We start from the raw sequence: 14,517 nt of genomic DNA, 5'->3' as shown, positions 1-14,517 counted from the left end.
GCCTTCCTGCTCCGCGCCCTGCGCTGGTTCCGTGCGCACGGCATCCGGACCGAGCGGGTGATGACCGACAATGGCAGCGCCTACCGCTCCCGCCGCTTCGCCAAGGCGCTGCGATGGCTCGGCATCCGCCACATCTTCACCCGACCCTACACGCCCAAGACCAACGGCAAGGCCGAGCGCTTCATCCAGACCCTCCTGCGCGAATGGGCCTACGGCCTCGCCTATCCTACATCGCAAGCCCGAAACGCGGACCTCCCCAGATGGCTTGACTGGTTCAACCGGGCAAGACAACACTCCGCTCTCAACGGCCTGCCGCCCCTCCAAAGGGTGAATGACCTTCTGAGAAACCACACCTAGCGGATCGCCGCGCCGAGGATCCGGCCCGGGCGGCCGCCGTCTTCCATCTGCACCAGAACGGCGCAGCGTTCCGCCTGCATCTTCTTCAGATCGCTCATCGGCAGACGGAATTCGAGCGCGCCGCCGTCCCACATGCCGACCGCGCGCAGGCTGCGCACGACATTGGTGTAGACGATCTCGCTGCCACGGTTCTCGCCGCGTCCGATGTCCACCGCAACGGGCGCGGCGACAAAGGCGAGCAGCACGGTGGCCATGCCGCTGGCAACCGGCATGTCGCCGGAAACCCGGATCGTGAGGACCCCGTTTTCGGAGAGGATCGCGACATCGACCGGCAGCGGCGGCACCGAGGCGAGCGCCGCCTCCAGCGCCTGTCGGTCGCTGCCGACCATGTGGCGCTGGCCGTTGACCACCACCTGCGGCGTATAGACGTCACGGTCGCCGCGTGCGGCCGCGTAGTCGCGCTGCCGGGCGCTGTTGGCCGGCGAGGCGAGCGTGTCCTGCCAGCCGAGATAATCCCAGTAGTCCACCGGATAGGACAGCGTCACCAGGTCGTCGCGGGCGGAAATCTCGGTGATCAGGCGGTCGGCCGGCGGACAGGACGAACAGCCCTGGCTGGTGAAAAGCTCCACCACCGCGCGCGGTCCGTCCGCTGCCCCGGCAACCGAGGGCAGCGCCAGAAACAGCACGGCAAACATCGCCCGCAGGCTGCGGCGCGGCGAAACGAAGGACATCGGCATTGCGCGGTTCTTTCCTGACGCCGACCTCCCCGATCCACCGGATCGGCAGTTCGCCGGCGTGCGAGACTGCGAAGACTGAGGCACAATAGGCAGGCCCGCGTTCAATGACCACTCACGACCCCTTGAGGGGCGCGGGAGCGCTCAGCGCGTTATCTCCCCGATCTCGAGGGCCCGGTCTCGAGTGCCCCGGTCTCGCCAGGCGGATTGGCCAGCGGCGCCACCGCGCGTCCGGCATCGACATCGCGCCTGTGGGTGAGCGCCCAATGCACGGAGGGGAAGGCGATCTGGTCCCAGGGGATCTCCTCCCAGTGAAACAGCCCGGCCTCCAGCGTCTCAGACCCGGCGGCGAAGCCTCCGTCGAAGCGGGCCTTGTAGATCATCTGCACCTGCGACAGCCGCGTGATGGTGTAGACCGCGAGCAGGCCCTCAAGCTCGATCTCGGCGCACAGCTCCTCGCGCGCCTCGCGCCGGGCCCCGTCTTCCGGTGTTTCGTTGAGTTCCAGATAGCCAGCCGGCAGGGTCCACAGGCCCGAGGACGGCTCGATGGCGCGCCGCCCGAGCAGATAGCGCCCCTCGTGCACCACCACCGAGCCGACGACAATGCGCGGGTTTTCATATGACACGAAGCCGCAACGGTCGCAGATGTCGCGCTCATGCGTGTCGCCCTTTGGCCGGGCGCGGCGGAAGGTCGGGGACAGGGGAGTGTCGCTCATGCCGCTCTATCCGTTCGGCGTGGCGAGGATCTTGTCCAGCTCGGGAAGGAAAACGTCCCGGTAGCTCTCCGGCGACAGCGGGCCGATGAACTTGTAGCGGATCGTGCCGGCCGCATCGACGATGAAGGTCTCCGGCACGCCGTAGACGCCCCAGTCGATCGCCGCGCGACCCTTGTCGTCGGCGCCGACGCGGTCGTAAGGGTTGCCGAGCGTGCCGAGAAAGCGGCGGGCGTTCTCCGGCTTGTCCTTGTAGTTGATGCCGATCATCTGCGCCTTGTCGAGGCGGGCCAGATCCTCCAGCAGCGGATGCTCCTGACGGCAGGGCGCGCACCAGGAGGCGAAGATGTTGACCACGCTGACCTGGCCGAGCAGATCCGCGCGCGAAACGCCGGGAACCGGCGCGCCGTCGCCGCCGCGGAGGTCCGCGACCGGCGGCAGCGTGAACTCCGGCGCCGGCTTGTCGATCAGCGCGGAGGGAACCTGGGACGTGTCCTTGCCCGACAGGAGCTGCACCAGGAACAACACCGCAAGAAGCGCGAACACCACCAGCGGCAGAAGCGCCATCAGCGGAATGCGGCGGCGCGGCGCGGGGGCGTGCGGAACCGTATCTTCGCTCATGATCCGCTCTCCCGGGCGTCTGCGCTCCGGGCGCGGGCGGAGCGACGGGTCACGCCCTGCGCCTCCATCGCCGCCAGCCGGGCGCGCAGCCGCGATCCGTCAGCGAGGATCCAGACGAAGAGCGCGCCAATCACCACAAGCGTGACGACGTAACAGGCGATGATGAAGCCCGCATGGGGGCCGAGTTCGAGGAATTCCGTCATTCGGCCGCCTGCGGGGTTGCCACGCCGACGCGCGCGCTCGCGGCCTGGAGCTGCATGGTGCGCAGGCGCCGGCGCAGGATCTCGTTGCGCATCGCCATCAGGTGCATCACGAAAAACAAAAGGGTAAAGGCCAGCGCCATCACCAGAAGCGGCCAGAGGATCGTCGGGTGGATTGTCGGCCCGTCCATGCGGATCACGCTGGCCGGCTGGTGCAGCGTGTTCCACCAGTCGACGGAAAACTTGATGATCGGCAGGTTGATGGCGCCGACGAGGGTCAGCACGGCGGCCGCCTTGCCGGCGCGGATCGGGTCCTCGATGGTGCGCCACAGCGCGATCAGCCCGAGATACATGATGAACAGCACCAGCACCGAGGTGAGACGCGCGTCCCACACCCAGTAGGTGCCCCACATCGGCTTGCCCCAGAGCGAGCCGGTGATCAGCGAGATCAGCGTGAAGGCGGCGCCGATCGGGGCGGCCGCCTTGGCCGAGACATCGGCCAGCGGATGCTTCCAGATCAAGGTGCCGAGCGAGGAGATCGCCATCACCGAATAGCACATCATCGCAAGCCAGGCGGCCGGCACATGCAGATACATGATCTTCACCGTGGCGCCCTGCTGGTAATCGTCGGGCGCGACGAAGAAGGTCATGTAGAGACCGACAGCGAAGGCGATCACGCACGCTGCGGCAAGCCACGGCAACAGGCGCGCGGAAAGCGCCAGGAAGCGGGTCGGATTGGCAAGGTCGAGAATAGCCATGATGTATTTCTAGTGGCGCGCGGCCAGCCTTTCAATGGAAGACGCGACGCGCGCGGCCGGATGCCGCGTCAGTCGCTGGAAAACCGCAGCGCCATCGCCGCCGCCACCGGCCCGACGACCGCCGAAATCAGCGTCAGCGCGGCCAGCAGCAGGAAGGGCGTCAGGAAGGGCGTCGGCTCCGTGACGGCCGCCCCGGACGCACTCACTCCGAAAATCAGCACCGGAATGGAGAAGGGCACGACGAGCACCGCCAGGAGCAGCCCGCCCCGGCGCAGCGACACGGTGAGCGCGGCGCCGATCGCGCCGATCAGCGTCAGCGCCGGCGTTCCGACCAGAAGCGTCAGCGCCACCGCACCGATCGCCAGCGGTTCGAGATTGAGAAAGATCGAGAGAACCGGCGCGGACAGCACCAGCGGCAGGCCGGTGCCGACCCAATGCGCCAGACATTTGACCAGCACCAGCACTTCAAGCGGGCGCCCGGCCATCAGCATCAGATCGAGCGACCCGTCGTCGCGGTCGGCCTGGAACAGCCGGTCGAGGCCGAGCAGCGTGGCAAGCAGCGCGCCGATCCACAGGACCGCCGGCCCGATCAGCGCCAGCAGGTTGAGATCCGGCCCGACGCCGAAGGGAATGACGGTGATGACCGCGAGAAAGAACAAGACGCCGATCAGCGCCCCGCCGCCGACCCGGAGCGACAGGCGCAGCTCGCGCAGGAAGAGGGCGCCCATCCAGCCGCTCATGCCGGCGCCTCGAGGCGCAGCGTGCCGACCTCGGCAAGCGGCATTGTCTGGTGGGTGGCGGCGACAATAATGCCGCCTGCGGCGAGATGATCGCTCATCAGTTCGCCAAGCCGGGCTTCCGACGCCGCATCGAGCGCCGACGTCGGCTCGTCGAGCAGCCACACGGGCCGCGCGACGACCAGAAGCCGGGCGAGCGCCAGCCGGCGCCGCTGACCGGCGGACAGATAGGCGGCCGGCAGATCGCCCGCGTGGTCGATGCCAAGCGCTTCGAGCGCCTCGATCGGCGTCATCGGCTGCCACCGCGCACCGGTTCGCCCGGGCGCGAGAAACGATGTCCAGAAATCGAGATTTTCCAGAACGCTCAGCGCCGGCTTCAGCGCGTCGAGATGACCGTAATAGTGGCAATGCTCGCCGGCGCTCAGCTCCGGATCGCCGTCCTCGATGCGAATGCTGCCGGAGGCCGGCTGCACCAGACCGGCGAGCACACGCAGCAGGCTCGATTTGCCAACCCCGTTGGGACCGGTGACGGCAAGTGCCCGGCCGGCCTCAAGCGTCAGCGCGAGATCGGAGAACACGCGGCGTCCGCCGCGTTCGCAAGACAGATTTTCGGCAACAAGACGCATGGTCATCCAGGTCCGGACGGCGCGCGATGCGCACCGGAATGTTTCGCATCGCACGGCCGGCTATCCGGGATCAAGCGCGAATGCGGCCGGGACCGGGCGACGGCCTATCCCATTTGCCGAGGCGAAACCCGTCGCACGGCGCTGGCACCGCGCTGCAAAATTCGTTATACGGGCGCCAACACGCGCGCGGACCGGACACCGGATCACGCTGCGCGCCAAGAGTTTTCTAGCGCACGTGCGCGGCCACAGCGCCGGCCGCGACGAGATACGAAGGGATGGCCAGCCGTGACCAAATCGCTCGACAGTTTCAAAGCCAGGAAGACGCTGAAGGTCGGTGACAAGACCTACACGTATTTCTCGATCCCCGAAGCCGAGAAGAACGGTCTGGAAGGCGTGTCGCGCCTCCCGTACTCGCTGAAGGTGGTTCTGGAAAACCTCCTGCGCTTCGAGGACGGCCGCACGGTCACCAAGGCCGACATCCTCGCCTGCGCCGAATGGCTCAAGACGCGCAAGTCCAGCCACGAGATCTCCTACCGTCCGGCCCGCGTCCTGATGCAGGACTTCACCGGCGTTCCGGCGGTGGTCGACCTGGCCGCTATGCGCGATGCCGCCGTCAAGCTCGGTGGCGACCCGAAGAAGATTAACCCGCAGGTGCCGGTCGACCTGGTCATCGACCACTCGGTGATGATCGACTATTTCGGCACCAAGGACGCCTTCAAGAAGAACGTCGAGCTTGAGTACGAGCGCAACGGCGAGCGCTACGAGTTCCTGCGCTGGGGCCAGTCCGCCTTCGACAACTTCCGCGCCGTTCCCCCGGGAACCGGCATCTGCCACCAGGTCAACCTGGAGTACCTCGGCCAGACCGTCTGGACCAAGGACGAGGACGGCGAGACGCTGGCCTATCCGGACACGCTGGTCGGCACCGACAGCCACACGACGATGGTCAACGGCCTGGCCGTTCTGGGCTGGGGCGTCGGCGGCATCGAGGCGGAAGCCGCCATGCTCGGCCAGCCGATCTCCATGCTGATTCCCGAGGTCGTCGGCTTCAAGCTCACCGGCAAGCTGAACGAGGGCATCACCGCGACCGACCTCGTGCTGCGCGTCGTGGAAATGCTGCGCCAGAAGGGCGTCGTCGGCAAGTTCGTCGAGTTCTTCGGCCCCGGCCTCGACAACCTGAGCCTGGAAGACGCCGCGACCATCGCCAACATGGCCCCGGAATACGGCGCGACCTGCGGCTTCTTCCCGATCGACGACGACACGATCAGCTATCTCAAGGCGACCGGCCGCGACGCCGAGCGCGTCGCACTCGTGGACGCCTATGCCAAGGCCCAGGGCATGTATCGCACCTCCGATACGGCGGAACCGTTCTTCACCGACACGCTGGAACTCGACATTTCCACCGTGGTGCCCTCGCTCGCCGGCCCGAAGCGTCCGCAGGACCGCGTCGCGCTGACCGAAGCCGCGCCGAAGTTCGCCGAGGCCCTCAAGGAGATCAAGGGCGGCAGCAAGAGCCCGACCGCTCCGGCAGCCTCCACCGGCGAAGCCCGCTTCGTTGGCGAAGGCGCCACCGGCGTGACCGGCGAGGTTCACCAGCGCTACGACGTCGACGGTCACGACCATGGCCTTGCCGACGGCGACGTGGTGATCGCCGCGATCACCTCCTGCACCAACACGTCGAACCCGAGCGTCCTGATCGGCGCCGGCCTTGTCGCCCGCAACGCGCTCGCCAAGGGCCTGAAGGTCAAGCCGTGGGTCAAGACCTCGCTGGCGCCGGGCTCCCAGGTGGTCACCGACTATCTGGAAAAGGCGGGCGTGCAGAAGGACCTCGACGCGCTCGGCTTCAACCTGACCGGCTACGGCTGCACCACCTGCATCGGCAACTCCGGCCCGCTCGACCCGGCGATCTCCAAGACGATCAACGACAACGACCTGGTCGCCTGCTCGGTGCTCTCCGGCAACCGCAACTTCGAGGGCCGGGTCAATCCGGACGTGCGTGCCAACTATCTGGCCTCGCCGCCGCTGGTCGTCGCCTATGCGATCGCCGGCAGCCTGACCGTCGACATCACCACCGAGCCGCTCGGTGAGGACCAGGACGGCAATCCCGTCTACCTCAAGGACATCTGGCCGACCACGGCGGAGATCACCGATCTCATCCGCTCGTCGGTCAACGAGCAGATGTTCCGCGAGCGCTATTCGGACGTCTTCAAGGGCGACGAGCACTGGCAGGGCATCAAGGTCGAGGGCGGCATGACCTACAGCTGGCCGGCCGGCTCGACCTACGTGCAGAACCCGCCGTATTTCGAAGACATGACGATGGAGCCGAAGCCGCTGGAAGACATCGAGGGCGCATCCGTTCTCGGGCTTTTCCTCGACTCCATCACCACCGACCACATCTCCCCGGCCGGCTCGATCAAGGCCGACGCACCGGCAGGCGTCTACCTGCAGGAGCACCAGGTCGCCAAGAAGGACTTCAACTCCTACGGCGCGCGCCGCGGCAACCACCAGATCATGATGCGCGGCACCTTCGCCAACATCCGCATCAAGAACCAGATGGTTCCGGGCGTCGAAGGCGGCGTCACCATGAAGGACGGCGAGAAGAAGTGGATCTACGACGCGGCGATGGAATACAAGGACGCCGGCACACCGCTGGTGATCTTCGCCGGCAAGGAATACGGCACCGGCTCGTCGCGTGACTGGGCCGCGAAGGGCACGCGCCTGCTCGGCGTGCGCGCCGTGATCGCCCAGTCGTTCGAGCGCATCCACCGCTCCAACCTGGTCGGCATGGGCGTCCTGCCGTTCACCTTCAAGGACGGCGAGAGCTGGCAGAGCCACAACATCACCGGCACCGAGAAGGTGACGATCAAGGGCGTGACCGAGCTGAAGCCGCGCCAGATGGTCGACGTCGAGGTGGAGTACGAGGACGGCACCAAGAAGATCATCGAGGTGCTGTGCCGCATCGACACCGAGGACGAGCTGGAATACGTGCGTGCCGGCGGCATCCTGCACTACGTGCTGCGCAATCTCGTCGCAGCCTGAGGCCCGGCGAGATCCCGTGACCTGAAACCAAATGGCGGCCTGTGCAACACACAGGCCGCCATTTTCGCATTCGACCCCGGCATGAAATCATGCCTCCGCCGGTCCTGCCGGCCGCCGATGAGCGCCGCACCCTGGAGACAAAACCGAAGTGTCCCTGTTCAGCCAGCTCAAGAACCTGCGCAAGACGCTCTTCACCAAATACTTCAAGCGCGCGTTCGGCCATTTCGGCGACGACATCGCCATCGAGCTGCTGTTTCGCGAGGTGCTGGGCAAGGCGGCGCTGAAATCGGGTGTCTATGTCGACGTCGGCGCCTTTCATCCAACCAAATATTCCAACACCTTCCGCTTCTACAAACGCGGCTGGAGCGGGATCGTGATCGACCTGGAGGCCGACAAGCTGCGCGCCTTCAAATGGCTGCGCCCGCGCGACACGGCGGTGCAGGCGGCCGTCTCCGACGCGCCCGGCACGCTGACGTTCCACGGCGACCATTTCAGCCCCTTCACCACGTCGCAGGCCGACAATGCCGGCGCGCTGGAACGGGCAACGACCTTCACGGTGGAAGCGCGCACGCTCACCGACATCATCGACGGCACGAAATACCGCGACAGCGAGATCGACCTGCTGGACGTCGATTGCGAGGGGATGGACCTGGAGGTGCTGCGCTCGCTCGATTTCACCCGCTACCGGCCGAAGATCGTCGCTGTGGAGATCCATGCGGCCTCGATCCCGGAGGTGCAGGCCAGCGGCGCCCACGCCTTCCTGATCGACCAGGGCTATCTCTATGTGAACCGCGTCGGCCCGACCTCGGTATTTTTGCGCGCGGATTTGTTGCAGCGCGGGGCATAGGACGCGGAAAAGGCGCCGCGCTCACCCGTCCAGCATCGCGTCGAGCAGCGCTGCGTAGATCGCCTCGACGCGGGCGGCTTCGGCGGTTCCCAGACGATGGAAATAGGACAGGCCCGGCGCGGAGTTGACCTCCAGCACCCAGGCACCCGTGGCGTCTGACCCTTCGAGCAGAAGATCGACGCCGGCAAACCTGAGGCCCAGCGCTTGAGCGGTCCGGATCGCGAGATCGCCGACGTCCGCGCCGACTCGCTCGGTCACGTCTTGCGCGACCCCGCCGGTCGACAGATTGGCATTGGGCAGCAGCTCGATGCGGGCACCCGCCTTCGGCAGGCTTTCAAGTGTGAGGCCTTGCGCTGCGAGATGCGCCGCGATACGCGGATCGGCGAGCATCACCCGCGCGCCCTTGCCGCCTGCTGAAAACCCGCCGAGGACCGCCTGCGCAAGCTCCGCGATGCCGTGTCGTCCATCGCCCGTCACCGAGAGGGGAGAGCGGCGGAAGACGCCCTGCACCGCACCGTCCAGCACGATCACCCGGTGATCGGCACCGGCGACCGCCTGTTGCACCAGCACACGCTCGTGAACCGCAAAAAGCCCGTCGAGCGCGCGGCGAAGCCCGTCTTCATCGGCGACCCGGGTGACGCCGTCGCCCTCAGAACCCTCGTTCGGCTTGACGAAGACCGGCCAGCCGGCTGCGCGCGCGAAATCGGCCGCCGCCTCGACCTGCGGCAGGCGCGCGGCAACGGCCGGGTTCTTCAGCGCCAGCGCGGCGACCCGGCGCGGGCTGTGCAGGAGCAGGGAGCGGGGGACCGGCAGGCCGGCTGCGGCAAGGAAACGGGACGCATAGTCCTTGTCCTTGGCAAGCGCGGCGGCGCCGGCGCCATTGATGTCGAAATTGGTGCCCTTGAAGATGAAGCGCCGCCCGTCGGCCGCCGTGATCGCGCCGGCGTAGCCGTAAAGCGGCTCGACCTCGAGCCGTGCCCCGCGCGGGCCGCACAGGCGCGCAAGAATGTCCACCCAGAGCGGGCTGGTCGCGGGCCGTGCGACGGAGGGCGGGGCGGCGTCCAAGGCTCGTGGGGCCTAGTTGTTTCGCCGCTGCATCATGTTGGCGTTGTAGTCGATGCGGAAGAGCTTCGGGTTGGTCGGGCCGTTGACGGTGGTGTTGTAGATCGCGACCGACGTGTCGTAGCCCTGCGCATCGGTCACGGTCCACTGCTTCAGCTCGGTCGATTCCGCGTCGAAGATCAGCGTCAGCTTGCCCGAACCGAAGGTGGTGTCGTCGGAAAGGACCACTGTCACCAGATCCGGTTCGACCGACACGCCGGCGACATCGGCATCGGCGGCGAGATTGATCTGTTCCGCCAGCAGGAAGCGCAGGGGCGTTTCCGACAGGGGCCAGATGTCCTGGGTCGCCAGCTTGCGATCCTTCACCGAGACCGACTTGCCGTCGGCGACGATGTCCACCTTGGACGGCGGATTGTAATAGAAGCGGATCTTGCCGGGGCGGGCGAGGTAGAACTTGCCTTCGGCGCGCTCGCCGTTCGGGCCGAACTGGATGAAGTCGCCATGCATGGTCTTCACCGAGTTGAAGTAGGTGTTGACCTCGGCCAGCGTCTTCTTCTGCTCCGCGTTGAGCGCGGCGGCACCGGCCGGATCGAGCGGCGACAGCAGGGCGGTCGCAACGGTCGCGATCGTGGCAAGGCGCAGGAACGTGCGGCGGGCGAATGTCATGCGTCAAGGCTCCGTCGAATGGACCCGCCTCGCGGGGAGGCGGGGAAATCGTGCCATCAAATCTGTGTCCGCGCTAGCAGGCGGCTGTGGCGAAGTTGCGACGAGGCGATTTTAAAAATCGTCCTCGACCCCGTTCTGGACGAGGATCTCGCGCTTGCCGGCGTGATTGGCGGCTCCGACGAGACCTTCCTGCTCCATCCGCTCGATGATCGAGGCGGCGCGGTTGTAGCCGATCGACAGGCGGCGCTGGATGTAGGAGGTCGAGGCCTTCTTGTCGCGCAGGACGATCGCCACCGCCTTGTCGTAGAGGTCGTTGCCCTCGTCGCCGCCGCCGCCGGCAAGCTGGTCGTAGGGACTGTCGGACACTTCGTCGTCCGCCGTGACCGCCTCCAGATACTGCGGCGTGCCCTGACGCTTCAGGTGGGCGACGATATGCTCGACCTCGTCGTCGGCGACAAACGGCCCGTGCACGCGCTGGATGCGCCCGCCGCCGGCCATATAGAGCATGTCGCCCTGGCCCAGAAGCTGCTCCGCGCCCTGTTCGCCGAGGATCGTGCGGCTGTCGATCTTGGAGGTGACCTGGAAGGAGATCCGGGTCGGGAAGTTCGCCTTGATCGTGCCGGTGATGACGTCGACCGACGGGCGCTGGGTCGCCATGATCAGATGGATGCCGGCGGCGCGCGCCATCTGCGCCAGACGCTGGATCGCGCCCTCGATGTCCTTGCCCGCGACCATCATCAGGTCGGCCATCTCGTCGACGATGACGACGATATAGGGCATTTTCTCCAGCGGCAGTTCCTCGTCCTCGAAGATCGGCTCGCCGGTCTCGCGGTCGAAGCCGGTCTGGACGGTGCGGGTGAAGGTCTCGCCTTTTTCCAGTGCCTGGGCGACGCGCGTGTTGAAGCCGTCGATGTTGCGAACGCCCATCTTCGACATCTTCTTGTAGCGCTCCTCCATCTCGCGGACGGTCCACTTGAGCGCCACGACCGCCTTCTTCGGGTCGGTGACAACGGGCGTCAGCAGATGGGGAATGCCGTCGTAGATCGACAGTTCCAGCATCTTCGGGTCGATCATGATCAGCTTGCACTGCTCCGGCTCCAGCCGGTAGAGCAGCGACAGGATCATCGTGTTGATCGCCACCGACTTGCCCGAACCTGTGGTGCCGGCGACGAGCAGATGCGGCATGCGGGCGAGATCGGCGATCACCGGCTCGCCGCCGATGGTCTTGCCGAGCGTCAGCGCCAGTTTCGCCTTGCTCTTCTCGTAGTCGCTGGCGGCCAGAAGCTCGCGCAGGAACACCATCTCGCGACGCTGGTTCGGCAGCTCGATGCCGATGGCATTCTTGCCCGGGATCACCGCGACACGGGCGGAAATCGCGCTCATCGAGCGGGCGATGTCGTCGGCAAGGCCGATCACGCGGCTCGACTTGATGCCGGGGGCAGGCTCCAGCTCATACAGCGTCACCACCGGACCGGGACGCACCTCGATGATCTCACCGCGCACGCCGAAATCCTCCAGCACGCCTTCCAGGATGCGGGCGTTCTGTTCCAGCGCGTCTGTGTTGATCGCGGTCTGGCGGCCGCCGTTCTTCGGCTCGGCAAGCAGATGCAGCGGCGGCAGTTCATAAACGCCGGGTTGGCGCAGGAACGACGGCTGCGCCTCGGCCACGACCCGCTTGCCCGGGCGCGGACGGGCCGCCGGCGGCACCACGCGTCCCGCGGGCGGCTCGTCCCGGCTCGCCGGACCGGCAATCGCGCGCGGCAGCGGCGTGGACATCGGCCCGTCGGGATCGTCGTCCTCGTCGAAATCCGGCAGGTCGTCGAGGCTCGGCACCGGCGGTTCCGGCTCGGCCACCACCTCGGCATCCGCGCCTTGCGGATAGAACGCATCAAGCCCGTCGTCTTCCGGCGGCATCAGGCGGTCGGCGAGCTTGCGGCGCAGCGCGGAGAACCCGCCGTGCCGGCCGACCGGATCGTCGTCCTCCACGCTGACGCGCGGCGCGTCGTCCCAGTCGTCGTCCTCGTCATAGGCCGGGAGATCGAAATCCTCGTCGCCGCGCCTGGCGGCGCGCCGGCGAAAGACGAGACGGCGCGCGGTCGCGCCGGCAAGCAGCCCCAAATGGGCGACCCCACCGACCAGCGCCTGCCAGCGCCCGCCGCCATGGTCATCGTCCTCGTCGTCGTCGGCATCATAGTCCGGCACCGCGCCGACGCTGCGCGCATGGCGCGACGGCTCCGGCAACGGCTCCAGCACAGGAGCCGGCCCGCGGCCGAGCCAGCCGGCGGCGCGCAGCATCAGGATCGTGGCCGGAACGCCAAGGCCGAGCCCGCCGACGATCATCGCCATGCCGGGCGTCAGATCGTCGGTCAGCATCGCCGGGATCATGTGAACGAAATCGCCGAGAAACCCGCCGAGCCCGGTCGGCAGCGGCCAGCTGGCCGGCACGGGAAGGGCGGCAAGCGCCCCGGCGGCCAGAAGCGTGCCGGCCACCCAGGCGCCCAGACGCCGAACAGCGATGCGGCTCGCGCGCGCCGACAGCAACCGCCAGCCCCACAGAACCACGGGCACGAGGAACACGGCCGCCGCAAGCCCGATCGCCTGCATGAAGAAATCGGCGATCACCGCACCGGGCCAGCCGAGCGCATTGCGCACCGGCGCGGTGGTGGCGTGGCTGAAGCTCGGGTCGGTGACCGACCAGGTGGCAAGCGCGGAGGCAAGCGCTGCGCTGGCGGCGATCACGGCGAGACCCGCCGCGCCGATCATGTTGCGCTTCAGGAACCGCTTCAGCGGCGCTTCGGTATCTTCCAGTCCAAGGGCCGCGGCACGGCCGGAGCGGGCAGGGGTGGCACGACGCATGATCTCAAGACCCTCCCAGAACGCTGCGGACACGCGTGAGGCCGGTCTCGACGGTGGCGAGATCGTCGACCAGCGCGAGACGGATGAAATCGGCGCCGGGATTTCCGGAGCCGGCATCGACCGAAAGCACGTCGCCCGGCAGGACCTTCACGCCGGCCTCGGCCCAGAGCCGTTTGGCAACCGCGCTGCCACCGCCCCAGCGCGCCACATCCAGCCAGAGAAAGAACCCGCCTTCCGGCACGACATCGGCGAAGAGAGATCCGAGGATCCGCTCCGCGCTCGCGTATTTCTCGTTGTAGAGACGACGGTTTTCCGCGACATGCGCCTCGTCGCGATAGGCGGCGGCGGCCACCGCCTGCAGCGGCATCGGCACTTGCGGCGCGGCCAGCCCGCGAAACCGCGACCAGCTTGCCAGGAACTCCGGATCGCCGGCGGCGAAGCCGCAGCGCAGACCGGCGAGGTTCGACCGTTTCGACAGCGAATTCAGGCTGACCACATTGGCGAAGCCGTCGCCCGTCGCATGGGCGGCTTCCAGCACGCCCGGCGGCGGCGTGTCGCGGTAGATCTCCGAATAGCATTCGTCGGCGATGATGAAGAAGCGATGCTTGCGGGCAAGGCCGATCAGTTTCGTCCAGGTCGCGAGATCGGCGACCGCGCCCTGCGGATTGGCCGGCGAGGCGTAGATGAAGGCAATCGTCCGCTCCAGAAGCGCCGGGGAGAGCGCGTCCAGATCGGGCAGGAACCCGGTCTCCGCCCCGGCATCCAGATAGACGGCCTCCGCACCCGCCACATGGGCGGCGGCGGCGTAGGTCTGGTAAAAGGGATTGGGCATGAGCACCGCCGGGCGCTCGGTCGATTTGGCGAGATAATCGCGCGCGCCGAGTGCGGCAAAGGTCAGCCCCTCGCGCGATCCGTTGAGCGGCAAGACGCCGCGCGCGCTGTCCAGCGTTCCGCCAAGGCCATAGCGCGTGTCGAGCCAGCCGGAGACGGCGGCGCGGAAATCGTCGGTACCGCGAATGTTCGGATAGCGGCTGAAGTCGGCGAGATTGGCGGCCAGGATGTCGCCGGTGAAGGCCGGAATCGGATGACGCGGCTCGCCGATGGTCATCACGATCGGCTCCGCGCCCGGAGGCACGCCCTCGATCAGCGCCGCCAGCCGCTCGAACGGATTGGCGGACGGCAGGCCGGGGCCGGAGGCTGCAGAACGAATGGGCGACACGGACATGCGGACCTGACTTCTCCCGTTCCACGCCAAACTGGCGCGCGCGGAACCTAAGATCTTGAAATCATTCAACCAGCTCTCG

The 14,517-nt window shown here is 67.3% G+C and carries 14 protein-coding genes; 3 read left to right on the top strand and 11 right to left on the bottom strand.

Annotation, left to right across the window (positions count from 1 at the left end; genetic code table 11):
- A partial coding sequence (locus LC092_RS10195) for an integrase core domain-containing protein (RefSeq protein WP_224806410.1) occupies positions 1 to 357 on the top strand: 357 nt, incomplete at its 5' end.
- Here the strand turns inward: LC092_RS10195 and LC092_RS10190 are convergent.
- The 7 genes from LC092_RS10190 to ccmA form a co-directional block, all read right to left on the bottom strand.
- Positions 354 to 1,094, bottom strand: a complete 741-nt coding sequence (locus LC092_RS10190) for a DUF1223 domain-containing protein (RefSeq protein WP_224806409.1) — start codon at positions 1,092 to 1,094, stop codon at positions 354 to 356. The genes LC092_RS10195 and LC092_RS10190 overlap by 4 nt on opposite strands.
- Before the next feature lie 149 nt (positions 1,095 to 1,243).
- The gene (locus LC092_RS10185; protein ID WP_224806408.1) at positions 1,244 to 1,807 is read right to left on the bottom strand and encodes an NUDIX hydrolase; all 564 of its coding nucleotides are present in this window, start codon (positions 1,805 to 1,807) and stop codon (positions 1,244 to 1,246) included.
- 6 nt (positions 1,808 to 1,813) lie between these two features.
- Positions 1,814 to 2,425 (bottom strand): DsbE family thiol:disulfide interchange protein, encoded by a 612-nt coding sequence (locus LC092_RS10180; RefSeq protein WP_224806407.1) that lies wholly within the window; start codon positions 2,423 to 2,425, stop codon positions 1,814 to 1,816.
- Entirely contained in the window at positions 2,422 to 2,628 is a 207-nt protein-coding gene (ccmD, locus tag LC092_RS10175; RefSeq protein WP_224806406.1) for a heme exporter protein CcmD, read from the bottom strand. The genes LC092_RS10180 and ccmD overlap by 4 nt, the downstream gene beginning before the upstream one ends.
- Positions 2,625 to 3,383 carry a heme ABC transporter permease gene (locus tag LC092_RS10170; RefSeq protein WP_224806405.1) on the bottom strand — a complete coding sequence of 253 codons (759 nt, stop codon included), beginning with the start codon at positions 3,381 to 3,383 and terminating at the stop codon, positions 2,625 to 2,627. The genes ccmD and LC092_RS10170 overlap by 4 nt, the downstream gene beginning before the upstream one ends.
- A gap of 68 nt (positions 3,384 to 3,451) precedes the next feature.
- Positions 3,452 to 4,111, bottom strand: a complete 660-nt coding sequence (gene ccmB, locus LC092_RS10165) for a heme exporter protein CcmB (RefSeq protein WP_224806421.1) — start codon at positions 4,109 to 4,111, stop codon at positions 3,452 to 3,454.
- A gap of 8 nt (positions 4,112 to 4,119) precedes the next feature.
- Positions 4,120 to 4,746, bottom strand: a complete 627-nt coding sequence (gene ccmA / locus LC092_RS10160; protein WP_224806420.1) for a heme ABC exporter ATP-binding protein CcmA — start codon at positions 4,744 to 4,746, stop codon at positions 4,120 to 4,122.
- Positions 4,747 to 5,031: 285 nt separating this feature from the next.
- Here ccmA and acnA point away from each other — a divergent pair, with 285 nt between their 5' ends.
- Entirely contained in the window at positions 5,032 to 7,782 is a 2,751-nt protein-coding gene (gene acnA, locus LC092_RS10155) for an aconitate hydratase AcnA (RefSeq protein WP_224806404.1), read from the top strand.
- 148 nt (positions 7,783 to 7,930) lie between these two features.
- Positions 7,931 to 8,629 (top strand): FkbM family methyltransferase, encoded by a 699-nt coding sequence (locus LC092_RS10150; protein WP_224806403.1) that lies wholly within the window; start codon positions 7,931 to 7,933, stop codon positions 8,627 to 8,629.
- Positions 8,630 to 8,650: 21 nt separating this feature from the next.
- On the opposite strand, the gene LC092_RS10145 is transcribed toward LC092_RS10150, so the two are convergent.
- From LC092_RS10145 to LC092_RS10130, 4 genes are all read right to left on the bottom strand, one after another.
- Positions 8,651 to 9,694, bottom strand: coding sequence for an ATP-dependent carboxylate-amine ligase (locus LC092_RS10145; RefSeq protein ID WP_224806402.1), 1,044 nt, complete (start codon positions 9,692 to 9,694; stop codon positions 8,651 to 8,653).
- Positions 9,695 to 9,706: 12 nt separating this feature from the next.
- The gene (locus LC092_RS10140) at positions 9,707 to 10,357 is read right to left on the bottom strand and encodes an outer-membrane lipoprotein carrier protein LolA (RefSeq protein WP_224806401.1); all 651 of its coding nucleotides are present in this window, start codon (positions 10,355 to 10,357) and stop codon (positions 9,707 to 9,709) included.
- 111 nt (positions 10,358 to 10,468) lie between these two features.
- Positions 10,469 to 13,213: an FtsK/SpoIIIE family DNA translocase gene (locus tag LC092_RS10135; RefSeq protein WP_224806400.1), complete on the bottom strand. Its 2,745-nt coding sequence runs from the start codon at positions 13,211 to 13,213 to the stop codon at positions 10,469 to 10,471.
- A 4-nt stretch (positions 13,214 to 13,217) separates the two neighbouring features.
- Positions 13,218 to 14,438 (bottom strand): aminotransferase class I/II-fold pyridoxal phosphate-dependent enzyme, encoded by a 1,221-nt coding sequence (locus LC092_RS10130; RefSeq protein ID WP_224806399.1) that lies wholly within the window; start codon positions 14,436 to 14,438, stop codon positions 13,218 to 13,220.
- Positions 14,439 to 14,517 lie beyond the last annotated feature (79 nt).

It is taken from the genome of Stappia stellulata, from assembly GCF_020176715.1.
In the GTDB taxonomy this organism is placed as follows: Bacteria; Pseudomonadota; Alphaproteobacteria; order Rhizobiales; family Stappiaceae; genus Stappia.
The sequence above is the reverse complement of the archived record's forward strand: the minus strand, read 5'-3'. Positions and strand labels throughout refer to the sequence as shown.